General features: G+C 37.3%; 25 protein-coding genes and 1 pseudogene. 7 read left to right on the top strand and 19 right to left on the bottom strand.

The features are described from left to right. Window positions 1-60 precede the first annotated feature (60 nt). The 9 genes and pseudogenes from JCM1039_RS00555 to glpK all read right to left on the bottom strand — a co-directional run bounded on the left by JCM1039_RS00555 (window position 61) and on the right by glpK (window position 12,432). On the bottom strand, window positions 61-1,167 hold the full coding sequence (locus tag JCM1039_RS00555) for an ABC transporter ATP-binding protein (RefSeq protein WP_025014205.1): 1,107 nt from the start codon (window positions 1,165-1,167) through the stop codon (window positions 61-63). Between the two features lie 22 nt (window positions 1,168-1,189). After that, window positions 1,190-1,855: a beta-phosphoglucomutase gene (gene pgmB / locus JCM1039_RS00560; RefSeq protein WP_025014206.1), complete on the bottom strand. Its 666-nt coding sequence runs from the start codon at window positions 1,853-1,855 to the stop codon at window positions 1,190-1,192. Then, window positions 1,848-4,112: a glycoside hydrolase family 65 protein gene (locus JCM1039_RS00565; protein ID WP_025014207.1), complete on the bottom strand. Its 2,265-nt coding sequence runs from the start codon at window positions 4,110-4,112 to the stop codon at window positions 1,848-1,850. The genes pgmB and JCM1039_RS00565 overlap by 8 nt, the downstream gene beginning before the upstream one ends. A 174-nt stretch (window positions 4,113-4,286) precedes the next feature. Then, window positions 4,287-6,008, bottom strand: a complete 1,722-nt coding sequence (locus tag JCM1039_RS00570) for a glycoside hydrolase family 13 protein (RefSeq protein ID WP_025014208.1) — start codon at window positions 6,006-6,008, stop codon at window positions 4,287-4,289. A gap of 3 nt (window positions 6,009-6,011) precedes the next feature. Continuing rightward, window positions 6,012-7,669 (bottom strand): annotated as a pseudogene (locus JCM1039_RS10110) (alpha-glucosidase). Window positions 7,670-7,798: 129 nt separating this feature from the next. Then, entirely contained in the window at window positions 7,799-8,977 is a 1,179-nt protein-coding gene (locus JCM1039_RS00580; protein ID WP_025014209.1) for an acetate/propionate family kinase, read from the bottom strand. 134 nt (window positions 8,978-9,111) lie between these two features. Beyond that, on the bottom strand, window positions 9,112-10,062 hold the full coding sequence (locus JCM1039_RS00585; RefSeq protein WP_025014210.1) for a LacI family DNA-binding transcriptional regulator: 951 nt from the start codon (window positions 10,060-10,062) through the stop codon (window positions 9,112-9,114). 7 nt (window positions 10,063-10,069) lie between these two features. After that, entirely contained in the window at window positions 10,070-10,843 is a 774-nt protein-coding gene (locus JCM1039_RS00590) for a tyrosine-protein phosphatase (RefSeq protein WP_025014211.1), read from the bottom strand. 86 nt (window positions 10,844-10,929) lie between these two features. After that, window positions 10,930-12,432, bottom strand: a complete 1,503-nt coding sequence (gene glpK / locus JCM1039_RS00595; RefSeq protein WP_025014212.1) for a glycerol kinase GlpK — start codon at window positions 12,430-12,432, stop codon at window positions 10,930-10,932. Window positions 12,433-12,555: 123 nt separating this feature from the next. Here glpK and thiD point away from each other — a divergent pair, with 123 nt between their 5' ends. Then, complete coding sequence (gene thiD / locus JCM1039_RS00600) at window positions 12,556-13,374, top strand: bifunctional hydroxymethylpyrimidine kinase/phosphomethylpyrimidine kinase (protein WP_025014213.1); 819 nt, start codon at window positions 12,556-12,558, stop codon at window positions 13,372-13,374. A gap of 56 nt (window positions 13,375-13,430) precedes the next feature. On the opposite strand, the gene JCM1039_RS00605 is transcribed toward thiD, so the two are convergent. Beyond that, the gene (locus JCM1039_RS00605) at window positions 13,431-14,087 is read right to left on the bottom strand and encodes a DUF4097 family beta strand repeat-containing protein (protein WP_025014214.1); all 657 of its coding nucleotides are present in this window, start codon (window positions 14,085-14,087) and stop codon (window positions 13,431-13,433) included. A gap of 171 nt (window positions 14,088-14,258) precedes the next feature. On the opposite strand from JCM1039_RS00605, the gene JCM1039_RS00610 reads away from it, so the two are divergent. From JCM1039_RS00610 to JCM1039_RS00625, 4 genes are read left to right on the top strand one after another with little or no spacing between them, the layout of a single operon-like run. After that, window positions 14,259-15,560: a sensor histidine kinase gene (locus JCM1039_RS00610; RefSeq protein ID WP_025014215.1), complete on the top strand. Its 1,302-nt coding sequence runs from the start codon at window positions 14,259-14,261 to the stop codon at window positions 15,558-15,560. Beyond that, window positions 15,560-16,330, top strand: coding sequence for a LytR/AlgR family response regulator transcription factor (locus tag JCM1039_RS00615; RefSeq protein WP_025014216.1), 771 nt, complete (start codon window positions 15,560-15,562; stop codon window positions 16,328-16,330). The genes JCM1039_RS00610 and JCM1039_RS00615 overlap by 1 nt, the downstream gene beginning before the upstream one ends. A 22-nt stretch (window positions 16,331-16,352) precedes the next feature. Beyond that, the gene (locus tag JCM1039_RS00620) at window positions 16,353-16,571 is read left to right on the top strand and encodes a hypothetical protein (protein ID WP_025014217.1); all 219 of its coding nucleotides are present in this window, start codon (window positions 16,353-16,355) and stop codon (window positions 16,569-16,571) included. A 23-nt stretch (window positions 16,572-16,594) separates the two neighbouring features. Continuing rightward, window positions 16,595-16,798 carry a DUF3923 family protein gene (locus tag JCM1039_RS00625; RefSeq protein ID WP_025014218.1) on the top strand — a complete coding sequence of 68 codons (204 nt, stop codon included), beginning with the start codon at window positions 16,595-16,597 and terminating at the stop codon, window positions 16,796-16,798. Window positions 16,799-16,904: 106 nt separating this feature from the next. Here JCM1039_RS00625 and JCM1039_RS00630 read toward each other — a convergent pair whose 3' ends face one another. The 3 genes from JCM1039_RS00630 to JCM1039_RS00640 all read right to left on the bottom strand — a co-directional run bounded on the left by JCM1039_RS00630 (window position 16,905) and on the right by JCM1039_RS00640 (window position 18,448). Further along, window positions 16,905-17,240, bottom strand: coding sequence for a hypothetical protein (locus JCM1039_RS00630; protein WP_236692529.1), 336 nt, complete (start codon window positions 17,238-17,240; stop codon window positions 16,905-16,907). Between the two features lie 54 nt (window positions 17,241-17,294). Further along, a complete protein-coding gene (locus tag JCM1039_RS12110) occupies window positions 17,295-17,471 on the bottom strand; it encodes a hypothetical protein (protein WP_155831077.1) in 177 nt (58 codons plus the stop codon). Window positions 17,472-17,569: 98 nt separating this feature from the next. After that, window positions 17,570-18,448 carry a helix-turn-helix domain-containing protein gene (locus JCM1039_RS00640; RefSeq protein ID WP_025014220.1) on the bottom strand — a complete coding sequence of 293 codons (879 nt, stop codon included), beginning with the start codon at window positions 18,446-18,448 and terminating at the stop codon, window positions 17,570-17,572. Between the two features lie 221 nt (window positions 18,449-18,669). On the opposite strand from JCM1039_RS00640, the gene JCM1039_RS00645 reads away from it, so the two are divergent. Then, window positions 18,670-19,356, top strand: a complete 687-nt coding sequence (locus JCM1039_RS00645) for a type 1 glutamine amidotransferase (RefSeq protein WP_025014221.1) — start codon at window positions 18,670-18,672, stop codon at window positions 19,354-19,356. A 61-nt stretch (window positions 19,357-19,417) separates the two neighbouring features. Here JCM1039_RS00645 and JCM1039_RS00650 read toward each other — a convergent pair whose 3' ends face one another. After that, window positions 19,418-19,903 carry a C40 family peptidase gene (locus JCM1039_RS00650; protein WP_025014222.1) on the bottom strand — a complete coding sequence of 162 codons (486 nt, stop codon included), beginning with the start codon at window positions 19,901-19,903 and terminating at the stop codon, window positions 19,418-19,420. A 226-nt stretch (window positions 19,904-20,129) separates the two neighbouring features. Here JCM1039_RS00650 and JCM1039_RS12415 point away from each other — a divergent pair, with 226 nt between their 5' ends. Then, a complete protein-coding gene (locus JCM1039_RS12415; protein ID WP_034532841.1) occupies window positions 20,130-20,486 on the top strand; it encodes a hypothetical protein in 357 nt (118 codons plus the stop codon). A 12-nt stretch (window positions 20,487-20,498) separates the two neighbouring features. Here JCM1039_RS12415 and JCM1039_RS00660 read toward each other — a convergent pair whose 3' ends face one another. From JCM1039_RS00660 to JCM1039_RS00680, 5 genes are all read right to left on the bottom strand, one after another. Continuing rightward, complete coding sequence (locus JCM1039_RS00660) at window positions 20,499-21,419, bottom strand: EamA family transporter (RefSeq protein ID WP_025014224.1); 921 nt, start codon at window positions 21,417-21,419, stop codon at window positions 20,499-20,501. Beyond that, window positions 21,412-22,332, bottom strand: coding sequence for a DMT family transporter (locus tag JCM1039_RS00665; RefSeq protein ID WP_025014225.1), 921 nt, complete (start codon window positions 22,330-22,332; stop codon window positions 21,412-21,414). Before JCM1039_RS00665 ends, JCM1039_RS00660 begins: the two co-directional genes overlap by 8 nt. Window positions 22,333-22,430: 98 nt before the next feature. Beyond that, window positions 22,431-23,072 carry a hypothetical protein gene (locus JCM1039_RS00670; RefSeq protein ID WP_025014226.1) on the bottom strand — a complete coding sequence of 214 codons (642 nt, stop codon included), beginning with the start codon at window positions 23,070-23,072 and terminating at the stop codon, window positions 22,431-22,433. Window positions 23,073-23,333: 261 nt separating this feature from the next. After that, complete coding sequence (locus tag JCM1039_RS00675; protein WP_025014227.1) at window positions 23,334-23,825, bottom strand: hypothetical protein; 492 nt, start codon at window positions 23,823-23,825, stop codon at window positions 23,334-23,336. Between the two features lie 84 nt (window positions 23,826-23,909). Further along, window positions 23,910-24,269, bottom strand: a complete 360-nt coding sequence (locus tag JCM1039_RS00680; RefSeq protein WP_025014228.1) for a hypothetical protein — start codon at window positions 24,267-24,269, stop codon at window positions 23,910-23,912. Between the last annotated feature and the right edge of the window lie 46 nt (window positions 24,270-24,315).

Consider the following 24,315-nt stretch of genomic DNA (forward strand, 5'->3'; position numbering starts at 1 on the left):
AATAAACAATTCTTAACAACAGTAGCCTTTGCTACATATGGTTGTAAGCTTTAATTAAAATTAGTTAACGATAGCCTTTGTGGTGTCTTTATCAAAGAAGTGAGCTTTGTTAACATCGAAGCCCATCTTTACCTTATCGCCTGGCTTGTGATAATCACGAGCGTTTACCAAGGCTACAAATTCAGTTCCGTCAACTTCTTGATAAAGTTGGATGGTTGAACCCAAAAGTTCTGAAACAACAACCTTAGATTCAACAACTGAGTTTGGCCAAGTTTCCATAAATGCTTCTTCTGAGTGGATGTCTTCTGGACGAATACCAAAGACAACATCCTTATCGTTGTATCCCTTTTGTTCAAGCATCTTAGCTTTACCTTCAGGGATTTCGATATCCAGACCCTTGCCATCAGAAATTCTTTGGTCTTTGTAATGGACGTTAAAGAAGTTCATTTGAGGTGAACCGATAAATCCAGCAACGAATTGGTTAACTGGGTGGTTGTAAACCTCAAGTGGTGTGCCAATTTGTTCAACCTTACCTACTGACATAACTACGATTCTGTCAGCCAAAGTCATGGCTTCAGTCTGGTCGTGAGTTACGTAAATAGTGGTTGTGCCAAGTTGTTGGTGCAGCTTGGCAATGTTGGCACGCATTGATACACGAAGCTTAGCGTCCAAATTAGAAAGAGGTTCATCCATTAATAGAATAGGGGCACTACGTACAATCGCACGCCCTAAAGCAACACGCTGACGTTGACCACCGGACAAAGCGCCTGGCTTTTTATCTAAGTATTCTTCCAAGCCCAACATCTTAGCGGCCTTATGAACACGTTTATCAATTTCAGCTTTATCTACGTGACGTAATTTAAGGCTGAAAGCAATATTGTCATAAATAGTCATGTGTGGATACAAAGCGTAGTTCTGGAAAACCATCGCAATGTGTCTATCCTTTGGAGCGACATCATTCATTACCTTGTGATCAATTTCCAAGGTACCTTCACTGATATCTTCCAAGCCGGCAACCATTCTTAACGTTGTTGACTTACCACAACCAGAAGGTCCAACGAAAACGATGAACTCCTTATCTTTAATATGTAAGTCAAAGTCATTTACAGAATACTTATCGTTGCCTTCGTATTTCTTGTAAATATGGTTTAAATCAACCTCAACCATTGTTTCCCCTACTCTCTAACTTTTATTCTTTTTCTTCAAAAACTTTTTCAATTTCACTAAGCTTAAGATCAGCAGTTGTTGGAACGATGTAGTCAGCTTCCTTTAAAAGCTCTTTATCACCAATACCAACTGCAAATTGATGAGCAGCCTTGATCGCTTCAACACCAGCCTTGGCATCTTCAAAGCTGATTACTTCGTCTGCCTTTAAGCCGGCAATTTCTTGCGCCTTAATGTAGATTTCCGGATCTGGCTTACCATGGTGAAGAGTTGCTGGATCAACGATCCCATCAAATTCATCCATGATACCCAATCTAGTTAAAATCTTAGGTGCATTCTTTGAAGCAGAAGCAATTACCATCTTTAAGTTTTGCTTCTTAGCATCTGCTAACAATTCAGGAATACCAGGCAAGATATCCTTTGGTGTCATAGTTTCAACTTGTTCAACAAACTTAGCGTTCTTTTCAGCAGCAAACTTTTCTTTTTCTGCTTCGGTGTATTTGTCTTCTTGACCACCGTACTTCAAGATCAGGTTAAGTGAATCCATTCTTGAAATACCACGTAAACTGTCAAGTTGAGCATCTGTTAAAGTAATGCCTAATTCCTTGGCTAAATTATTCCAAGCTGTGAGGTGAAACTTAGCTGAGTTAGTTAAAACACCATCTAAATCGAAAAGTAATCCTTTAAGCATTTGTAGTTTCACCTTCTTTAAGAGTAATTTTCTTATCGTGAACTAATACGTCTAAATCTTCACCTTTAAGCAAAGTAAGCTTAGTTCCTTCATGATCAACATAAACTTCGATCAAGCGACCACGGTAGTTGATCTTGAAGCTGTAGTGATCCCAACCTTCAGGAACAAATGGGTTGAACTTCAATTGGTTGTGATCGTAACGCATGCCTGCGAAACCTTGAACAATTGCAAGCCATGAACCACTCATTGAAGTGATGTGCAAACCATCAACTGTATCGTTGTTGTAGTTATCAAGGTCAAGACGAGCAGTTCTTTGGTAAAGCTCTACAGCTTTTTCTTGCTTGCCAAGTTCAGCAGCTAAGATTGAGTGAATACATGGTGAAAGTGAACTTTCGTGAACTGTTAATGGTTCGTAGAAGTCGAAGTTCTTTTCCTTTTGTTCCATAGTGTATTCATCGTTCAAGAAGTAGATACCTTGTAAAACATCGGCTTGCTTGATGAATGGTGATCTCAAGATCTTGTCCCATGACCAGTGTTGGTTAATTGGACGTTGATCTTCGATTTCGCTAACTGGACGAATATCCTTGTCTAGGAAGTCATCTTGTTGTAAGAAGATGCCTCGTTCCTTGTCTTCTGGTAAGTACATGTTATCTACGATGTCTTGCCATTTAGCCTTTTCTTCGTCAGTTACGCGAACTCTTTCTTGAGCTTCCTTAGTAGCAAGTGGCAAACGTTCCAAAGTGTATTTGAGAAGCCATCTTGCCATGGTGTTGGTGAACCAGTTGTTATTTACGTTGTTTTCGTATTCATTAGGACCCGTTACACCGTGCATTACGTACTTGTTACGCCACTTTGACCAGTGAACTCTAGCTGCCCAGAATCTTGCGGTACCAACTAAAACGTCCATACCTTCGTTCTTAACGTAGCTATCGTCGCCAGTGTAATCAGTGTACATAGCGATTGCGTGAGGAATGTCCGCATTTCTGTGGATTTCTTCAAAAGTGATTTCCCATTCGTTGTGGCATTCAATACCGTTGAAGGTAACCATTGGGAACAATGCACCTGGAAGTCCTTGTTCCTTAGCGTTGTGGTAAGCACCTGGCAATTGATCGTGACGATATTGAAGAAGTGCTCTTGTAACGCTTGGCTTAGTTACAGCTAAGTACATTGGAACGATGTAAGCTTCAGTGTCCCAGTAAGTAGCACCACCATATTTTTCACCGGTAAATCCTTTAGGACCAACGTTCAAACGCTTGTCTTCACCGTAGTAAGTCATGAACAATTGACAAATGTTGAAACGAATACCTTGTTGAGCTGCATCGTCACCAGCAATTGCGACATCACTAGTTTCCCAGCGCTTCTTCCAAGCTTCTGTATGATCTGCTAAGTTTTCATCGAAGCTCTTTGATTGAAGTTTCTTCATTAAGTTGTCAGCTACAGCAGGTTGATCTTTGTCTTCAACGTCACGGCTAGTTACAACAATGACATCTTTTTCAAGTTCATAGCTTTCGTTTTCATTTAAGTCTACTGAGAACTTTTCGCTTAATTTTGCATCTTCAGTAGTAACGTCGCCGTTAACTGCTTCACCGTTATGACGTAAGCTTTCCTTAAGCAAAACAGTGAATTGTGGAACGTCATAAGGATTTGCCTTAGTTTTAACTTGGATGCTCCTTTCATCCTTGTCTTCGCCAAGTGGAATCCAGAAGCGATCACCGTAGTTACTGTCTTCGTTAACAACAGTACCGTCTAAAGTTGAATCAAAGTCAATCTTTGCATGACCTTCAAGTACAGTTGCCTTAACTTTGATCAAAGCAGCTTCTTTTTGAATGATGTGAAGGAAACGTTCAAATTCAAATTTTACTTTAACGTCCTTGCCTTCATAAACGAAGCTTCTTGTAAGAAGGCCTTGGTGCATATCGAGTGCTAATTCAAAATCATCAAATTTTACTTTAGCTAAGTCGATCTTTTCACCATTTACTGTAATTCCGATTCCGATAAAACTTGGTGCGTTAGGGGTCTTACCAAAGTATTTTGGATAACCGTTCTTCCACCAACCAACTACAGTTTTGTCTGGGAACCAAACACCAGCTAAGTATGTACCTTGAAGACTGTCACCTGAGTAGCCTTCTTCAAAGTTTCCTCTCATACCCATGTAGTCGTTACCGATTGCAGTCATACTTTCTTGCAATCTTTTATCTTTTGGATCGAAGTTATGGGTAATTACTTTCCAAGGGTCAATTTCAAAAATTCGTTTCATAAATTACATATCTCCCGCAAATATTGAGGTCTCATTTGTTTACGCTTACATTATCCTTGAATTGAAAGCGGTTTACAATATTAAAACCCCTGTTACCGGTATCAGAATTAATTAATAAAAAAAGAAGACAGAACTTAATCTGTCTTCTTTTTGATTGCTTATTAAAAGTAACTTTTAGTGAACCTCTACTACAAAGCCTTTTGGAGCTAATTCTCCATTTTCATAATTTTGACTAAATGCATTTTCACAAGAAATTTTTACATTCTTTTTTGTGGTATTAAAGTATGCATGAATATGTTCTTTGCCCGTTCTATCGACCTCAATTAGGCCATCTTCTGTTACGTGTAACTGAATTCTGCCTTTTCCGAAGGTTTCATCATGCTTTAAACGGAATTCAATTAAGTTATGAACTCTTTGCCATACTGGACCATCTTCCTTTGACCAATCCATTGGCTTGCGGCAATCTGGATCGTTGCCACCAGACATGCCCATTTCAGTACCGTAATAAATACATGGACTGCCTTTTTGCATAAATTCAAAGGCAAGAGCTTGTAAAGCCAAATCTTGATCGCCATTAGCTACAGTCAAAATTCTAGCAGTGTCGTGTGAATCAAGCATATTCATCATGCCTGCATTAGTTTCATCCCTGTACTTCATCAATTGATCGGTCAATCTTCTAGTCAATTGCGTAGCAGTCAACTTGTTCTTAAAGAAGTGATCTTCGATTTGCAAAGTGTAAGGGTAGTTCATAACACCAGTGAATTCATCGCCGTTAAGCCATGGACGAGCTGAGTGCCAAATTTCACCGACAATGTAAAAGTCTGGCTTAATGTCAGTAACTGCCTTGTGGAACTTCTTCCAGAAGTGGTGGTCTACTTCGTTAGCAACATCCAAACGCCATGCATCGATATCGAAGTATTTTACCCAGTAAGTTGCAATTTCAAGCAAGAAATCTTGAACTTCTGGATTAGCAGTGTTCAATTTTGGCATGTGCTTTTCAAAGGCAAAAGTATCGTATTGAGGATCGCCTTCGCCCTTCAATGGATCATGATATGGTTCAACCGGATATTCATTAATGTGGAACCAGTTAGCAAAACGAGAACTTGGACCGTTTTTAACTACATCTTGCCATTGCATTGATTGGTCACCCAAGTGGTTAAAGACTGCATCAAGCATTACTTTCATGCCGCGTGCATGGGCTTCGTTGACAACTTTAGCAAATAAGTCTTTATCACCAAATTCTTGATCAACTTGCAAGTAGTCAATAGTGTCGTACTTATGGTTAGAACTTGCCTTAAAAATTGGGCAGAAGTATAAACCATTTACGCCTAACTTTTTAAGGTAATCCAAGTGATCTAAAACACCTTGTAAGTCGCCGCCGTAGTAGTCTTCACGGCCAGGGTGATCGGATGGATTCCATGGCTTTACATTCTTAGGATCGTTAGACTTGTCGCCGTTAGCGAAACGTTCAGGGAAGATTTGATACCAAACAGTGTGCTTAACCCATTCTGGTGTCTTAACCATATCGATTTCGTGACAGTAAGGAATCTTAAAGTATGCGCCATCCTCGTTAACTGCAGCTTCGACATCGCTACTGATAGCACGATCGCCGTAAACTACGCTAGTACCATCTTTGCCGATAACTTCAAAGGTGTACTTTAAACGATGAAATGGTGCTTCAAGTGTAACGCCCCAGTGATCTTCTACTTGACCTTCACCGATTTTTTTCATTTCGATCGTCTTGGCATATTTCAATGGCAAATAGTTATCACAGTAGTGTACGATTACTTTTTCAACATCGTTCTTTGCACTGTGAAAACGAACACGAACGTGCTTTGGATCAACTACAAAACTATCTTCACTTTCAGTTCGGTGCTTTAAAGCAGCTAATTGCATATTTTAATTCTCCTTTTTCAACACAACGCCTGCATAAGGCATCAAGGTCAATACTCCGTCAGTTAATTTGGATTCTCCGGCTTTCAAAACTTCTGTTGTATAGCCAGCAGGAAGTTTAATTTTTGTCTTTTTATCACTCAATGAAACGGCTACGACGGCACTTTCGTCGTTTAAATCTCGTTGATATACGTAACTGTCTCTATCAGTTGAGATCATGTAGTAAGTACCGTCTTGGAACAAATTCTCTTTCTTAAGTTCCAGCATATCTTTATAGAAAGTAAACATACTGCCATCGGCATTAACTTCACTAGCTACAGTGGCATCATTTTGGCTAGTACCGCTTATCCATGGCGTACCTTCAGTAAAGCCATGATTCTTAGTGTCATTCCATGGCATTGGACCACGAGCTGGCAACTTATGCGTGTCGCTAACCATCGCTAGTGCTTTATCTTTGCCAATAACTTTTTCTGCATCTTTAAGCCAAGGACCAACAGTTTGATCTTCAAATTGGTCAACGCTATTGAAGTGCAAGTTCTTCAGGCCAAGTTCTTCACCGTAATAAATAACTGGAATACCGCGTTGTAAGTACATAAGCATTGCTAAACTCTTAGCTTGGGTTTGTGTCTTAGCAACTCTAGTTGCGATTCTAGCCATGTCATGGTTGTTCCAGTAAAGCGTAGGTTTAGATACACCAGCTAAAGTCTGCTGCCAAACAACTTGATTTTGCTTAAAAGCCGTCATATCCAGTTCTTTAGGTTGATATTGTGCAGAATAGCGTTTATCAACATTTTTTTCATCTTCTGTGAAGTAACGGAATGTGATTACGCTATCCATTAAATGATTGCGTTTTGAAGTATAGTCAACCGCTAAGTTGACACTTGCGCTAGCAGCTTCACCTAAAAGCAATGCGTCAGGGTAATCTTGCTTGATTTGTTCACAGAATGGTCTCATCCATTCTTGTACCTGTGGTAAGTTGGCAAAGAATGGTTCCGCAATAACAGGTTCATTACTGCCGTCAGCGTTAGGATAGTTTTGTCTTAAATCTGCCTTGCCGATATGAATAAAGGCATCAAGACGTAAACCATCAATCCCCTTCTTAAGCCAAAATTCAGCCACTTCAAGCATCCCGTGACGAACTTCTGGGTTCTTCCAATTAAGGTCAGGCATGCGCTTATCAAACAAGTGGAAATATGATTGACCAGTACCTGCTGGATCTGGTTCCCATACACTGCCACCAAAGAATGAACCCCAGTTATTAGACGCTTGTTGTCGTGGCCAGCAAAAATGTAATAATCACGATACAAGCTGTCTGGATTCTTAATCGCATCTTGGAACCAGGGGTGTTGGTCTGAAGTGTGGTTCAAAACAAAATCCATGATGATGTGGATACCTGCTTTGTGTAAGTCTTTAATTAAGTTCTCCATGTCCTCCATCGTCCCCATGTGAGGATCGATAGCAAAGTAGTTTGAAACGTCATAGCCGTTGTCTACTTGAGGTGAAACGAAGACCGGATTCAACCATACTGCGTTGATTCCCAAATTCTTTAAATATGGGATGCGTTTGCGAATACCGTTAAGATCGCCGATACCGTCATCGTTGCTATCTTGGAAAGACTTAGGATAAATTTGATAAATAATTGCGTGATCGTACCAATGTGCCATAATTTTTTCCTCCATGCATATTTTAGTTGATTAAAGAAACCGTTTTCAATATGTAGCGATATGTTAGCGGTATCAAAAAAGTGCATCCCTGTTGGGGGATGCACTCATCTTCTTGCATTATTTTCATTGTTAACGCGTCAAACGAATAACCTCACGAGCAATCATTAGCTCTTCATTAGTTGGCACAATCAATGCTTTCACCTTTGAATCAGGCATTGAAATAAACTTTTCACCGTCAGTTCTATTAGCTTTGTAGTCTGGCTTTAAGCCTAAATACTTCAAATATGACATTACACCGGCACGGACACCTGGATCGTGTTCACCAACACCGGCCGTAAAGATAATACCATCAACACCATCCATTTCTGCGGCATATGCACCAACATAGCGGACAACGCGGTTGATAAAGATACGACGAGCAAGCTTAGCTCTCTTTTCTTTACTCTCAATCAAATCACGCATATCAGATGAAACGCCTGAGATACCGAGCAAGCCGGATTCATGGTTAAGCATATCAATCGCATCATCGATTGACATATTATTTTTATGCATTAATTGTTGCAAAGCAGATGGATCAAAGTCACCGCTACGCGTACCCATCGTTACACCGGTTAAAGGACTGAAGCCCATTGAAGTATCGAATGACTTACCATGTTTAACGGCAGTAACTGAAGCACCTGAACCTAAGTGGCACACGATCAATTTAACAATGTTAGGGTTTTTGCCCATCATTCTAGCGGCGCGGCGAGCTACATATTCAACTGAAATACCATGAGCACCGTACTTACGAATGGCATCTTCTTCATAATATTTATAAGGAATCGAGTAAAGATAGTGAACTTGATCAAGGCTTGTGTGATAAGAAGTATCAAAAACTGCTACTTGCGGTACATTAGGAACTGTTTCCATAAAGGCTTTAATACCCGTTGCTTCGGGAATATTGTGCAATGGTGCTAATTCGCCTAAATCAAAAATTTGTTGAAGTTTCTTTTGATTAATGACAGCTGAATCCTTAAAGATTTCACCACCATTAACGACTCTGTGGCCTACACCAGCAATTTCCTTTAAATCTTTAACGACATTGAATTTCTTCAAGTCATCCATTAATAATTTAACGGCTGCAGCTTGATTAGGAATTGCAGTGTTTCTGATGTATTCTCTACCGTTGCTAAGTTTAATCTTAAATACTGCGTTTTCCATTCCCACACGGTCAGCCATACCTGAAGCGATTACTCTTTCATCTGGAAAAGAAAATAGCTTGTATTTAAAAGATGAACTGCCTGAATTAATTGCTAAAACTTTTTTCATAACCTGACCTCTGTTTCCGAATTGATTCTCTATAATTTATCTCTTAGTTTTAAGTATAGCGCTTTCATTTACGAGGTGAAAAGTTTTTTCAAATCAAAAAATGCACATGACTTGTGTCAAATGTGCATTTTCATTTATCTAGTTGTTTGTCGTCTAATTAATTTGGGCTTGAGCATAATCTCGCCTTGAGGTGAACCTGATTGAGCGATCTTTTGTAAAAGCATCTTAGCTAGCATTTCACCCATTTCAAAAATTGGCTGCTTAATCGTTGTTAACTTAGGATTTGAAACTTGATCCAAGAAGACGCCATCAAAGCCAATTACACCGAAATCTTCTGGGATACGTGCATCCTCATTTTGCAATGCACGCACTACACCTATTGCAATACGATCACTAGCGCAGATAAAACAAGTATCTTTTTTGAATTCTTTAAAGTGCTCATGGACAAGTTTCTCTGCTATATGACTATGGTTAGCTACACGGTAAATCTGTGGAATAAGCTGGTGTTGTTGCAAAGTGTTGATATAACCGGCTTCACGCGAATATTCGAATGGTTCCTTAATATCGATCCCGATAAAAATAACGTGCTTATACAGGCGATCTAAGGCATACTGCGTGGCCATTTTTTCTGCCATTTGATTATCGCTATCAACGAAATCATAGCCGCGGTGATTTTCACCAAATAAAACAAATGGCTTATCCAGCTTATCAAACATATCGTAGTTTTTGTTACGGGCACCAGTAATCAAATAGCCATCGGCACGGCCCTTTTCAATCTGATCAGGATCCGTTACCAGTTGCATCGCATATTGCTTAGAATTCAAGCCGCGAGCAAAACCAAACAGCAGGTTCATATAATATGGCTCTGTTGTATCGATATCTTCTAGTGTAACGAACTTAACCACGTTAGAACGATTATTGACTAAAGCCTGCGCGATAGAATTTGGATGATAGTTTAAAGACTCCATCGCCTTTTCAACCATGGCACGCAATTCTGGCGTTACTTGTTCAGGGTGGTTGATTACCCGTGATACCGTCATTTTGGAGACGTTTGCTTCTTTAGCTACATCAGATAAAGTTGTCATTTTGTTCCTATTCTAAGTACATCTTTCTAAATCTATCTAGATCTTTTTGACTAAAACCAAGCTCTTTTTTGAAGAAGTTATCAAAACTGCCCCAACCTTTACGAATAGTTTCGGTAATGCCGCGGATAGCTGGTCCTTCACCTTTAGTTAAATTCATCTTTGAAACAAGCTTAGCAATTTGATTTTCATCAGGATATTGCTTGGAAATAGCAAAATCGTAAAGTTCATTGGTCAACAGATAATCTTGTGCAATCGTATCATCATCAACGTCGAGTGCAGTCAAAATCAAGGCTGATGTCATACCGGTACGGTCTTTGCCGGCACTACAGTGATAGACAAGAGCATCTTCTTCAGGCAGTTCAATTAACTCCGCGAAGATTTTTGCAAATTCTTCTTGGCTGTGTGAATTAAGCAAAACCTGTTGGTAAATTTTACCTAGGAAATTGTCACCCATGTCGGGGATATGGTGAATAAAGCGAAACAGCTTATTATCACCCTTATTTTCCTTAGGATTATCCGAATAAATATGTGCATCTACATATCTAACACCAGGCCATTGCTTGTCTGGAGCGGCATTTTGTTCATAGGTAGAACGCAAATCGATATCTACAACAATCCGGCGATCAGCTAGTTTTTGTTCATCTTCTTTTGATAAAGAACTAAGCGAATCGGAACGATAAATTTTATTCCACTTTACATGCTGGCCTTTATTATTTTTGTAGCCGCCAATATCTCTAAAGTTAAGTGGCCCATCTAAAGCTACTATTCTATCGTGCTCCATGCGTCTCGCCTTCCTTGTGAAAGAATTAATATATTACTTTTATTATACCAAAAAAAGAGCTGACAGCTGTCAACTCAAATTCATATTTATTCACCATGAGCAAAAACACGTGTAGCTTTGATCGCACGCTGCCAGCCGTTATATAGCTTCTCTCGTTCTAGATTACCCATCTTAGATTCAAAGGCCTGACCAATTGTAAAAATGTGTTTCAATTCATCAATATTTTTCCAATAGCCAACTGCAAGACCAGCTAAAAACGCGGCACCCATACTCGTTGTTTCAAGCACTTTAGTACGTTCAATCTTTTTACCTAAAATATCTGCTTGGAATTGCATCAAATAGTTGTTGTTACTTGCACCGCCATCAACGCGAAGGGATGGAATATCAATACCAGAATCTTTTTGCATCGTATCAACCACATCCCTAGTTTGATAGGCAAGTGATTGCAGCGTTGCTTTAATCATATCTTTGTCAGTAGTTCCACGTGTAACACCAAAAATTGCACCACGTGCTTCCGCATCCCAATATGGTGCGCCAAGTCCTGTAAATGCAGGCACAACGTAGACTTCGTTTTCAGAAGTTGATTCATACGCCGCCTTTTCAGAATCAGGCGCATTTTTAATTAGTTTCATCGAATCACGTAGCCATTGAATTGCACTACCTGCCACAAAGATTGAACCTTCTAAGGCATAAGTAATTTTGCCATTGATGCCATAGCCGATCGTCGTTAGTAAATTATTGTTAGACCTGGTTGGTTTGCTCCCAGTGTTCATCACGATAAAGGCACCTGTTCCATAAGTGTTTTTCACCATGCCTGGTTTCAAAGCGAGCTGACCAAACAAAGCAGCCTGTTGGTCACCTGCCATGCCGGCAATTGGTACTTCTCCACCAAAGAACATGTAAGTTGCAGTCTTGCCATAAACTTCAGAGTTAGAACGCACCTCTGGCAACATTTGCTCCGGAATATTGAGCAGCTTCAAAATGTCTTTATCCCACTTAAGAGTATGAATGTTAAAGAGCATGGTTCTTGAAGCGTTGGTGTAGTCAGTCACGTGCTTTTGTCCATCGGTCAATTTCCAAACAAGCCAGCTATCGATTGTACCGAATAAAAGCTTGCCCTGCTCTGCCTTTTCTTGCGCACCTGGCACATGATCAAGAATCCAACGAATCTTTGTTGCACTGAAATATGGGTCAATAATTAAACCCGTTTTTTCTCTTATCTTTTCACCATAGCCTTCTTCTTTTAATTTCTCGGCTAATTCAGTGGTTTGACGTGATTGCCATACAATTGCGTGATAAATTGGTTCGCCAGTATCTTTATCCCAAACAACGGTGGTTTCACGTTGGTTAGTAATTCCGATTGCCGCGATTTGTCCTGGCCAAATGCCTGATTGGATAAAAGCATTGGCTATTGTGGTCTGCACTGCCATCCAAATTTCATTGGCGTCGTGTTCAACCCAGCCTGGTTCAGGAAAGTATTGCTTAATTTCTTTTTGAGCTGAGGCTATTTCTTTTCCATTATGATCAAAAATAATTGCTCTAGTTGATGTAGTTCCCTCATCAATCGATAAAATATATTTTTCTTTCATATTATTTCTTCCTATCAAAAGCGCTTTCTTATTAGTTTACAGTTTTTAAAGTGTAGTTGCTAGCAGTTGTCCAATTAATCGCGTTATAATTTTTGGTGAATATCTAATAAGAGAGGCCTTCAAATGAAAGATCAAAATCAAAAAATTGCAGTAACTATTGCTGGTAATGACAGTGATGGTAGCGCAGGGATGCCTGCAGACTTACACTCATTTTATGCACGTGGCGTTTACGGCATGGGTTTATTAACTGCAGCCGTTGCGGGAAATACAACTGGAATTTATGCTCAACAAGTGATGCCACTTGATTTCATTCAAAAGCAATTCGATGTTTTAGCTGACGACTTCACGATTAATGCCGCTAAGACTGGCATGGTTGCCGATTCTAAAGTGATGAACGTAGTTGCCGATAACCTTGAGAAATACGACTTCGGTAAAATTGTCATCGATCCCGTGATTTCTACTAAACACGGTAATACCTTAATGGACGATGATTCTTACAACACCTTTATCAAGCGCCTGGTACCACTTGCGGACATCATTACGCCTAATTTCTATGAACAAAGAAAATTAACCGGCCTTGAATTAAACGATTTAGATGAGGTTAAAAAAGGTGCTAAAATGTTGCAAGACATGGGTGCCAAGAACGTTTTGATGAAGGGTCGTCATGACGGAAAGCAAACTGAGGTAACTGATATTTTGTTGACTGAAGATGGCGAATTTCATACCTTTACCAAGCCATACTTTAAGACTGACCGCGTAAACGGTACTGGCGACACATTATCTGCCGTTATTGCTGCTGAACTGGCAAAAGGTAACGACTTGATTGACAGTGTAAAAATTGCTAAGGACTTCACCTATGAGGCGATTTCACATCCAATTGACGTTGGTTCTAAATGGGGACCAATCAATCACTTGGCTGCACAAAATAATGAGAAGGAATAAATAACTATTTAAAAAAGCAAAAGAGCAATACGAATGAAATTTCGTACTACTCTTTTTTAATTAACACTAACATCTCCATTATCAGAATATGCAGATAACAATTGCTGACTTGAAGAATTCTTATTATAACTGTCGTCCATGTTTTTATCGTTGAAGGTAACATCACCATTATCGGCAGAAAGGTTATATCCTTTTGCGTTGCAATAATCTACATTAATATCCCCATTAGCTGAATCGAGTTTTACTTTTTTCTTTAAAAATAGATTTTTTATATCTACATCTCCATTGTCAGAAGTAATTGTCCCCGTACGCATCATTATTGTTGAACCATAAATATCACCATTAGAGGCATTAGCGTCAACAAAATTTAGATATCTTTTAGGCATCTCCACAGTGATATCTTGTATCGAATTTATACGGGCTACTCTCTTGTTTTTTATGTTTAATGTAGTTCCGTACATTTTTACTGTTGGCATTAAATTTTTATTACCTTTGTAAATTACACGACAATGATTGGCGTTCTTAAAATGAATATCTCCATTGATGCTATCGATATTAATACTATGAAATACTTTTTCACGATATGTTTTAGTAATCATAGGTCCTTTATTTAACACAAAATTAGCACTTGCTAGATCAGATATAATATGACACCCTGTTAAACTAAGACAGCCACATAAAATTAATAAAGCTACTACAAATTTCTTTTTCATTTTCTTTCTCCACCGTTCTATCCCTATCAGTTGGCTATAGTTTACTGAGAAAATTACGTTTAAAAGAAAATATATAATGAACGTCGAAAAATAGGCAATGAACGCAAATTTTAAGTAACAAGCTCAATTTTTGCTATGATAAATAAAAGTCTATTTGAGGAGGACATCATAATGGGGCAGGCAATTTATGACTTCTTTAATACTGTAGCTTATGTGCCATTTTTGTTAGAAACACTAGTATTTTTTTATTTGATTAAACCTGTTAAATGGCAAATTCCACTTGCAGTATTGTTGTTTATTCCTGATATATTTTACCCATATGCCCAATTAGCTTTCTTGATTATCATGCAAATCATAGTTGTCATTTTCTCAAAGAAATATCCAGAATTATTTGATTGGAATATAGCCTATTATATTTCTATTTTAGTTACACCTTCATTGGCCGAAGGAGTTGCAGGTATCATTGAGCTAATAGCCAAAACGTTCTTTCATACATACTTAGATCACTTTCAAATCAATTGGATTGCTGGACTTGCAACATTAATTCTACTTTTAGCCATTTTCAAATTCTTAGATTATCGAAGATTTAATTTTAAAAAGGTAATCTCTTTTGATGGGCAAAATATTTCTTTTATAAGATCGATTAATTGGGTTATCTTTTCATTAACATTAGCTGTACTTACTGTAGAAATCGCATTATATTTCAGTGAAAATACAGCGATAATTGCAGCATGGTTTATTTTGATTTTTGTAGCGATAGCCAATTTATATCAAGCCATCCGGCAAAATAAAAAATATATGAATGCTTTAATTAAGAAAGCAGAGTTAAAACAAATTCAAGAATATTCTGAACGCTTAGAGCAAGCCAATATGTCGCTTCGAAAAGCACGACACGATTATAAAAATAGTCTTCTGGGCTTAAATGGCTATTTACTTGAAAATGATGTCGATGGTGCCAAGAAATACTTAGCCAAAATTATCGGCGAAAGTGATCAGGCCCAAAATGCCAGCAGAACAATGACTTTAGAACTATCTAATTTAAAAATTAAAGAATTAAAATATCTAGTCATTGAGAAACTACAAAAAGCTCAAGATGAACATATCAAAGTGAAAGCCGAAGTAAATCAAGAGATTACAAAATTACCTGGAAGTATAGTTACGCTTATCAAAGCAGTAGGAATTTTACTTGATAATGCCGTTGAAGCTTGTGATGGCCAAACAAATCCATGGTTAAATTTTTTGCTGACAAAGTATGGTAAAAACGTTTATTCTTTGGCAATTCAGAATTCTATTAGTCATAAGCTAGATGTCCAACAAATTTTGCGGACTGGTTTTTCTAGTAAAGATCATCATTCAGGTCTAGGGTTAGCTAATTTAAATGAAATGGTGAATAATGACCCAAATTTATCATTGGAAATAAAACAAACTGATAAACAAATTTCATTTGAATTGTTAATTCAGGAGGTGAATTAATGCTAGCGATAATCGTACTTGAGGATAATGAAAACGAACGTAAAATTATTCAAAAAATGATTGAAAATCGAATTAGCGTGAATAACTCCCCTGAAGAATATGATGCCAAGGTTGTTTTGAGTACAGGAGAGCCGCAGGAAGTAATTTCATTTGTAAAAGAAAATAATGAAAAAGAAATTCTAGCTTATTTGGATATTGATTTAAAAACCACAGTTGATGGTATTGAAGTTGCTAGTCGAATTAAAGGATCGAATTTGAATAGCCAAATTGTTTTTGTTACTGGGGATGCAGACTCTTTACGTTACACGATTCAGCGTCATGTTGCTCCATTGGATTACATCACTAAAGATGCAGAGCCTGAAGAGATTCAAAACCGTATCTATGAAACTGTTGATTTAGGTTATCAATGGTATCTTCAGTTGATTAATAATTCTGAGAAAGAACAATATTTTACGTATAGTAGAATTAATGGCATGATTGAAAGAATTCCATTGAACCAGGTTTATTATGTTGAATTACATGAGAAGAAGTACGGCCAATTGCGTGTCTATGCTAAGGATATGATCTTCGATTGTAGCGGAGTATTAAAGAACTTAGAGCATCAATATGAAAGCCTGGTTTTTGTAGACCGCGAGACTTTGATTAATGTAAATACTGTTAAAAGCTTTGATTATCAAAATAGAATTGTCTATTTTGATGAAGCTAAAGAAATCAAGCATAAGGTTGCAATTAGAAGAAAAAGAAAGTTGCAACAATTATTACAGAAGTAAGATTAATTGAAAAGGGATAGTTATGATTAAAACTTTACAAAAATTGGTAGGCATTATGGCCGTCGTATTGTGGATTGTGGTAATTTTAGTGATAGTAATTGCTATTGCGAGACATCAGTTTTGGCAATTAACACCTTTTATTGCTTATAATAGACCGCAAGGAATTATTGGTTGGATGATAACAGTTGCATTTATTTGTACTATTGTTAGTTCAATACTTAAGTTAGTAGACAGTAAGTAATTCTTTTTAGATGGAGAAAAATTATGAAAGCATGGAAAATTAGCGGATTAATTGTTTTGATAATCTGGATAGTAGTTGCAGCTCTTATTTGGTTTAGAAATGTTGACGGAGCAGGAGTAGCTCAGACAGTTCAGCTGAAAGAGATAACATTACTAATTTGGCTTATTTTCGCAATTCCTGTCATTATTGGTTATATAGTTTGGTTTGTTATTTTAAAGAGAAAATAGCAACACAAGAAAGACTCACAAATTAAAAGAATCCTACTAAATCTCGGTATTAATAAACCTTGATTTAATAGGATTTTTTAGTTTTTTCTCGACTAGATGCTTATTTTCAATGTTCTTGCTCGTATTTTCTTACCCGTAAATACGATGCAATCATCATCCCTAAAAAGATAATATCTAATGGAATTGGAACAATTAATAAGAATAACGCCCCAGGGCCATAATTTATATATGTATACAAATTAATCCCAGCAATTACCAGAAACTGAATTAGGATATCCCAGTATCCCACTTTTTCTATATATGTATTTCTGTATTCATGATAAGCCGGTGTAAAAGCTAGCACTAACATAACTATCACGAATATTATTCCCACAATTATGCCAAGATTCATTTTATTCTCCTTTTTATTTAAAATGTACAAAAAGAATGTTGAAAGTGCCATTCAAATCCATATATATCCTATTTAACGATGCTTATTTTTGTTCTCTAACTTTATTTATTTCTCACTTTCAAAAATTTTGTAAAGGATAATAGCTAAAACTCCACCACATAATGCACTCACCAAAGCATTAATCCAAAAATTAGACAAATGTGGTGAAACGTAAGTAGTATACAATACTTCAAAAAGAGTAAATGCTATTACAAAATACAGTATTCTTAGATCCTTTTTCATAATTGTCACCAATCCCAATGGTTTACACCTAAGACATTACCTAATTTTTATTTAAAAATACCATATTTTATAGGTCGCTCTATAAAAATGCCAATATATTAGCCAAAATAAATTCTTTCAACCTGCTTATAAGCGGTTCTAAATCCTGACTCTAAATCTGCTAGATTTTCAAATTGCAAAAAATCAAACTGCCTTAGTATCTCGGCATTATCTTTGGTAAAAATGTATTCAATTAAGCTATGCATAAAATTAAATCTGATTTTTTCAAAAGAATAGCCATCCGATATTTGCTTTAAATTCTCACTTAAAATTGAATCTAACTTTTGTGCTAAACCAATGTCCTTTTTGATAAGTACAAACAATGCATTAATTAATGTATTTAACACCGCCGTAGTCCATTCTTTATTTTGGGTTGAATGTTCCTTTGCATAATAACTAAGTGAATAAGCTAATTCATAAATTTTTCTTGCCTTCAAAACACTTTGCGTATTTCCAAAGAAATATACATCTTCGTAGTGCCAATTTTCATCCTCATTTTGTATTTTATTAAAATATGAATTCAGCCGAAGCTTATCACTCTTATTCATTAGATCGTTTCCAGTTGAATCCAATAGATAGTTACAGGCAACACATGCTCGAAAGAAAACAATCTTATCCTTAACATTATCATGGCTAACATTTAAAGCATATTGTGCATATTGATGTAAACTATCTGTTTGATCGTTTACATACATACCAGAAATTTCACTTGTAATTTGTCGTAGATATTCCGATACACTATTTTCTAAAAAATCAATTGGTTGTACGTGGATTTTTCTTAGTAAAAGCAACACTTTAGTAAAATCCATTTCACCCTTACCCAATTCCCAGTTTCCTAAGGTTTGTCTTGAAGTAATACCCTCAGCGACTTTTTTCAGACTTAGATGTTGTTGTTTACGTAGCTTGCGGAATTTAATACCATATATTTCATTTTTCATAGACAAGTCTCCGGTCATGAAATTATCTTTTTTACCTAAAATTTATTTTCTTTTTATTATATCTGAAAGATTTACCGCAAAAGTTTCGATTATATCTGAAACTTTTAGCATATTTTTATCAGTTATAACTGAAACATGAATTCAAGATGTTTTATCGCAAAAACTTATTGATTTAAGTTATACTAAGTACATAAATTTCTAGCATATTAAGGGACGATAAAATGAGCGATAAATTAATCAAAATTGCATATCTTTACGAAGACTTGATGAACACCTATGGTGATTCCGGCGACGTTAAAATTCTTCGTTTTTTGCTTAAGCGTGAAGGCTATGACACACAAGTTGATAACATTTCACTTGGCGACGATTTCAATGCTTTTGACTACGATTTCGTATTCTTTGGTGGTGGCCAAGACTTTGAACAAACTGTGGTTGCCAAAGATTTACCAAGACACAAAGAAACTCTTGAAAAATACATCAACAGTGACAAGCCAATGCTCTGCATCTGTGGTGGTTACCAACTCATGGGCAGCTACTACAAGACCAACTCTGGTGTAACTATTCCAGGACTTGATATTTTGCCATTACACACTGTCTTCAAGTCAGACAAGAGAATGATCGGTGATACTCGTTACATGACCGAATGGGGCGAAGTTAAGGCTTTTGAAAACCACTCAGGTCAAACCTACTTCGACAACAAAAACAAGTTGCATCCCCTCGGCGACATGATCGAAGGCTACGGCAACAACCCACAAGACCACGTTGAAGGTTTACGTTACCGCAACTTTATCGGTTCATATTCACATGGCCCACTTCTTAAAAACACTAATGTAGCAAACGCCATCGTTAACATGATTTTAGATTGGCACAAGCAACGCGTTAGCGAACAAGAAAAAGTAGCTGAATAAAATAAAAAGATCAACCGGATTATTTCCGATTGATCTTTTCTTTTAGGCTTATTTTGTCAAATTAGTTTAATACACGCTTGGCTGCTGATGGGTAAAAGTATGAACTCAAAGCTTGCTTAATCACACCTTGACCTGGTGTTGCAGCGTGAACATACTTATTGTCACCAACATAAATACCTACGTGGTATGGAGATGAGGTTGAGCCCCAAAACAACAAGTCCCCCTTCTTAAGGTTCTTCATTGAAACATGCTTCCCCTTGTTTACTTGAGTGTAAGTAGTTCTAGGCAATGACTTGTTAGCTGCTTTCTTATAAACGTATTGGGTCAAGCCTGAGCAGTCAAATGCAGATGGGCCAGTAGCGCCGTAAACGTAACGCTTACCTACTTGTTTTTTAGCAAGATCAGCAACTGCTTCACGTTTTTCTGTAGTACTTTGATCTGCTGCGTGCACAGTTTGTGTTTGATTAGGAACATTAATAAAAGAAATTCCTGTGAAAAATACTGATAAAACTGCGGCAAGCTTAACTAAATTACGTCTAAAACTCAATTGATATTTCTCCTTAAATACTTTTTATCTTTCGACGCTTTATATATTACCTGAGAAATATTACAACTATGTTTTAAAATTAATACTATCAAATTAAGCAAAATTACAGAAAATGTCTCATTTTGTAATTTTGACAAGAAAACGCCTATCTCTTTTTGCTCAACTTGAAAAATTTTTCACTTTTCTATATGCTATTAACATTGATTACAGGAGTTGAACAAACAATATGGAGAAAATAGACAGTTATGCACGACATTTTTTAATACTTATCGCCTTAATTCTGGGGCTTTCTTTGGTCTCAGAATTCCGTGATTTAGCAAACTATGCCCCATCAATGATCAACCTAGTCTGCCTATCTATCGCAACCGCCTGCACCTTTGCTTCAGGAATCACCTTACAATTCAAGAAGCTGAATCTAGTAACTATCATCCTAGCAGGCATCTTAATCTCGGTTTCCGTCTTCTTTTGGATTGAGTTTTCATCTCTTGCCTTAATCATCGTAATTTTTATTATTTACGGTATTATTACATTACTTGTCTGTTTAACTAATTTAGTTTATTTCAAAAAAAAAGAGGTCGATTAAAACCTCTCTTTTTTATTCATGTACTTTATGTTTCTTTGGCTGTTTTGGCGTTAAGTTCAAAGCCATAGCTGCTAGCACAACCAGAATTGAACCTACCCAGTCCATTGGCATCATAACTAAACCAAAACAGAGAACTGAGCCTACCGTTGCGGAGAACGGTTCAAATGCATCAAGCAAGCTGGCTGTGGATGGAATAACGTAACGCAAAGCATTCGCCATAATTTGAAATGGGATAATCGTTCCAATGATAATTACGGCACTGGTATATAACCAAACAGCTGGCTTATTAGGAATAGCTTGGAATTGCGGATAGATAATCACCAAACTGATTCCTGCAAACAGCATCCCCCAGCCTGTTACAACCATACTAGACACTCTTTTAACAATATTGACTGGGATCAAAGTATATGTTGCTTCACCTACTGCTGAAAGCAGACCCCAGAATAATGCGACCGGCGTAATGGCCAAATGATCAAATTGCCCGTGCGTTGACAGCAAAAAGACACCGATGAAAGCCGCAATCGCAGCCAAGATATCCAACCTACGCATAACTTGCTTATGAGTAAAAGCTAAATATCCTAATACGAAAAATGGGCCGATGAATTGTAAGATAGTAGCGATCGAAGCGTTAGCTACCTGAATACACATGAAATAGAATAATTGCACGGGCAATAGTCCGAAGATTCCGTAAGCAAAAATTACTAAGGCATCATGCTTATTCTTCAATGTAGCAAGTGGCTTTTGCTTTAAAGCTCCTGCCAAAAGCAGAAGTACGATTCCTGAAATAATCAACCGAATTTGGGTCAACCACATCGGCGTGATTTTAGCACTAATATTGAATAAACCTTTAGCAAAAAGACCAGAGATTCCCCACATGACAGCGGCTAGTGCTGCCAGAAAGATCCACAGTCTACGTGTTTTTGGATCAACCATTATTCAATTTTCCCTTTTTCTTTCTTGGAGAAATATTCAAAGCCATTGCAGCTACAACAACTAAGATTGAGCCAATCCAGTCCATTGGCGTCATTACTAAGCCAAAGCAGATAACTGAACCAACCGTTGCAGAGAATGGTTCAAACGCATCAAGCAAACTTGCCGTAGAAGCTTTGATGAATCTAAGTGAATTAGTCATTAGCTGGAATGGAATCAGGGTACCAATTACAATTACGGCAGCCACATAAAGCCAAACGTGTGGCGTATTAGGAATATGTGGCATCTGTGGGTGAACAATCATCAAGCAGATTCCTGCAGATAAAAGGCCCCAACCTGTAACGACTAAGCTTGAAACGCGTTTTAAAACGCCGATCGGAATCAAGGTATTAGTTGCTACACCAACGGCTGAGAGCAAGCCCCAGAATAAAACGCTTGGCGTAATGGCAAAGTGATTAAAACGACCGTGTGTTGCAAGCAAAACAACCCCAATAAAGGCACAGATCGCTGCAATCACATCAATCCGGCGCATTACTTGTTTATGCGTAAAGGCTAAATATGCCATTACGAAAAATGGACCGATGAACTGTAAAATTGTGGCAATTGAAGCGTTAGCTTGTTGCACAACGATAAAGTAAAATAATTGCACGGGTAATAAACCAAAAATACCGTAAGCAATAATTACCCAAGCATCATGTTTATTCTTCATCGTGGCGATTGGCTTTTGCTTTAAAAATCCAGCTACGATCAACAAGATAATACCAGATGTGACCATTCTGATTTGTGAAAGCCACATTGGCGTGATGGACGGACTCGTATTAAATAAGCTCTTGGCAAATAAACCTGAGATTCCCCACATAACACAGGCTAGGGCAGCCAAGAATGCCCAAAGACGACGTTGTTTTTGTGTAACCATTCTTCTTAACCCTCAACTATACTAAACTAGCAACCTATATCATAACAAAAACGGACTAGCTTGAACTAGTCCGTTAATTTTTTATTCATTTTAAATTTTTACAGTTTAGCTTGTAAGGAAAGCACGATTGCACTAACACTACCAATAATTCCTATAATAACAGGAACCAACATCTCATGCTGGATAAGTAAAACTGCGAGTAAAAATACTATTGCTAAAATCGCAGAAACACGCATCGTCTTTTTATTTGCAACAATAATAGCAATAAAGACTATTGCTAGCAAGATTACACAAGCAAAATCGCCGTAAAGTGACGCATTCTCAAGCGCAGTCGCGTGTTGGATTTTTAATGGTGCATTCAAAATATCGTCCCAGAGTTTACGTCCAAATGCACTGTCTGCTGCTACGTTTACCCAGAAAGTAACTATTTCGAAAAATCTGATAAAGAATAAACGATTGAGACGAATGCTAGTGATCGTTTCCCATAATGTATCACGCTTTTTAAAGCTAACAGCTGTATCACCTTTATCGAAGATCCAACCGACTAATAAATAAATGAAAATTGCTATCCCTTGAAATACTACTAAATGCATGAAAACAGAAAAGTTGAAAACTAGTGTCAACATCAGAATTACTACATAAACGAATTCTGAGATCAACAATACTCTCTTCCATTTACGACTATGTAACCAATGATTAAGCTCTTGCTTGTTCATGTGGTCGTCCATTTGTCCATTCATATTCTCACTCTTTTCTAATCCTTTGTCTAATTTAACTAGAATTATATTCCCTCTTTTCGATTTGTCCATCATTTTTTCTAAAAAATAAAAAGGCGTAAAATCCCTATATTTTTGCCTTTTCTACGTGTTATTTTCAACTATATATACATTTTTAATGACTTGATTTAAGTATTTAAATTCAGATATATACATCTGATAGCTCGATATTTATTATCATTTTGTTCTAATTGTGTTTCTTAAACAAATACATAGCTATATTTTCTAAAAAATTTCTTCATCTTCATTATCTAAATTGAAGAAAATTACATTAGGTGCCGGTGTAGTCTTTCCAGTTCGTTTATCATACTTACCGCCAAAATATTCATAACGAAATTTTCCTTTACCAAATGGATCTTCACGGCATAAAAACACAACATAAGCTGCCTTAAATTCTTCTTCAGGGCAACCCAATCTACCGAAGATAATTTCTTCCTGATAGCCATTAGCCACTTCAAGAATGTTTTCACCTGCTCGTTGTGAACCTACTTGGATGATCAAACCATACTTGCCGCGTTTTGCATCCCGTGCGATTACGTGAACCACTGCTCGTTCTCCCAAAGCATTTCTGTTCACGTCATCAAGCGATTGCACTTCTTTGATATCAAGCTCTGGAAACATTCGCTGCACCGCAGAAAGTAATTTATCATTATACTTCTTCAAAATTCCAGCGGTTAAATGGTCCACCATCTCTGCCGACAGTTCGTTGTTTAACATAATAAAACCTCATTCCAAAAAAATAGTAAAGTTTTTACCCTCTACTATTTATTACGCAAAAAAGGCGTAAAATTTTTTTGAAATTTAGTCTTCTTTTCTGAAAAATGGACTTAATAGTGAGACTAATAAGCCGTAAATGAAGTACCAGCGATAGATATTAGCTAAATCTTGGTTTTGAACCCACAGAACTAAAGCAATTACTGCTAAGACTGCTCCTAAAAAGATCGTTGAACCTAAATTTTTATCGGTAAAAAAGCTAGCGCCGGCGCCTAATGAAATCAATGCGATCAAACTATAAATTACAACAATGACCGGTCCCTTAGTTTGCACGTCAACGTCAAGTAAAGTTGCATCGGTGAATAATTGCCAAACAAGAAAGCAAGCTAAGGCAATACCTGCAAGCAATACGATTAATCTAACAAAAAATGAACCAAATTTTTTCATAAATATGTCCCCTCTAATATGTTCCCATTGTACCAAAAAAGCGCTT

Origin of the sequence: Lactobacillus kitasatonis DSM 16761 = JCM 1039 (assembly GCF_000615285.1) — a bacterium.
GTDB classification, from domain to species: domain Bacteria; phylum Bacillota; class Bacilli; order Lactobacillales; family Lactobacillaceae; genus Lactobacillus; species Lactobacillus kitasatonis.

Excerpts from the sequence above, each read along its gene's own strand:
- JCM1039_RS00555 (WP_025014205.1), bottom strand. The coding sequence starts at position 1,167 with ATGGTTGAGGTTGATTTAAACCATATTTACAAGAAATACGAAGGCAAC.
- pgmB (WP_025014206.1), bottom strand. The coding sequence starts at position 1,855 with ATGCTTAAAGGATTACTTTTCGATTTAGATGGTGTTTTAACTAACTCA.
- JCM1039_RS00565 (WP_025014207.1), bottom strand. The coding sequence starts at position 4,112 with ATGAAACGAATTTTTGAAATTGACCCTTGGAAAGTAATTACCCATAAC.
- JCM1039_RS00570 (WP_025014208.1), bottom strand. The coding sequence starts at position 6,008 with ATGCAATTAGCTGCTTTAAAGCACCGAACTGAAAGTGAAGATAGTTTT.
- JCM1039_RS00580 (WP_025014209.1), bottom strand. The coding sequence starts at position 8,977 with ATGAAAAAAGTTTTAGCAATTAATTCAGGCAGTTCATCTTTTAAATAC.
- JCM1039_RS00585 (WP_025014210.1), bottom strand. The coding sequence starts at position 10,062 with ATGACAACTTTATCTGATGTAGCTAAAGAAGCAAACGTCTCCAAAATG.
- JCM1039_RS00590 (WP_025014211.1), bottom strand. The coding sequence starts at position 10,843 with ATGGAGCACGATAGAATAGTAGCTTTAGATGGGCCACTTAACTTTAGA.
- glpK (WP_025014212.1), bottom strand. The coding sequence starts at position 12,432 with ATGAAAGAAAAATATATTTTATCGATTGATGAGGGAACTACATCAACT.
- thiD (WP_025014213.1), top strand. The coding sequence starts at position 12,556 with ATGAAAGATCAAAATCAAAAAATTGCAGTAACTATTGCTGGTAATGAC.
- JCM1039_RS00605 (WP_025014214.1), bottom strand. The coding sequence starts at position 14,087 with ATGAAAAAGAAATTTGTAGTAGCTTTATTAATTTTATGTGGCTGTCTT.
- JCM1039_RS00610 (WP_025014215.1), top strand. The coding sequence starts at position 14,259 with ATGGGGCAGGCAATTTATGACTTCTTTAATACTGTAGCTTATGTGCCA.
- JCM1039_RS00615 (WP_025014216.1), top strand. The coding sequence starts at position 15,560 with ATGCTAGCGATAATCGTACTTGAGGATAATGAAAACGAACGTAAAATT.
- JCM1039_RS00620 (WP_025014217.1), top strand. The coding sequence starts at position 16,353 with ATGATTAAAACTTTACAAAAATTGGTAGGCATTATGGCCGTCGTATTG.
- JCM1039_RS00625 (WP_025014218.1), top strand. The coding sequence starts at position 16,595 with ATGAAAGCATGGAAAATTAGCGGATTAATTGTTTTGATAATCTGGATA.
- JCM1039_RS00630 (WP_236692529.1), bottom strand. The coding sequence starts at position 17,240 with ATGGCACTTTCAACATTCTTTTTGTACATTTTAAATAAAAAGGAGAAT.
- JCM1039_RS12110 (WP_155831077.1), bottom strand. The coding sequence starts at position 17,471 with ATGAAAAAGGATCTAAGAATACTGTATTTTGTAATAGCATTTACTCTT.
- JCM1039_RS00640 (WP_025014220.1), bottom strand. The coding sequence starts at position 18,448 with ATGAAAAATGAAATATATGGTATTAAATTCCGCAAGCTACGTAAACAA.
- JCM1039_RS00645 (WP_025014221.1), top strand. The coding sequence starts at position 18,670 with ATGAGCGATAAATTAATCAAAATTGCATATCTTTACGAAGACTTGATG.
- JCM1039_RS12415 (WP_034532841.1), top strand. The coding sequence starts at position 20,130 with ATGGAGAAAATAGACAGTTATGCACGACATTTTTTAATACTTATCGCC.
- JCM1039_RS00660 (WP_025014224.1), bottom strand. The coding sequence starts at position 21,419 with ATGGTTGATCCAAAAACACGTAGACTGTGGATCTTTCTGGCAGCACTA.
- JCM1039_RS00665 (WP_025014225.1), bottom strand. The coding sequence starts at position 22,332 with ATGGTTACACAAAAACAACGTCGTCTTTGGGCATTCTTGGCTGCCCTA.
- JCM1039_RS00670 (WP_025014226.1), bottom strand. The coding sequence starts at position 23,072 with ATGAATGGACAAATGGACGACCACATGAACAAGCAAGAGCTTAATCAT.
- JCM1039_RS00675 (WP_025014227.1), bottom strand. The coding sequence starts at position 23,825 with ATGTTAAACAACGAACTGTCGGCAGAGATGGTGGACCATTTAACCGCT.
- JCM1039_RS00680 (WP_025014228.1), bottom strand. The coding sequence starts at position 24,269 with ATGAAAAAATTTGGTTCATTTTTTGTTAGATTAATCGTATTGCTTGCA.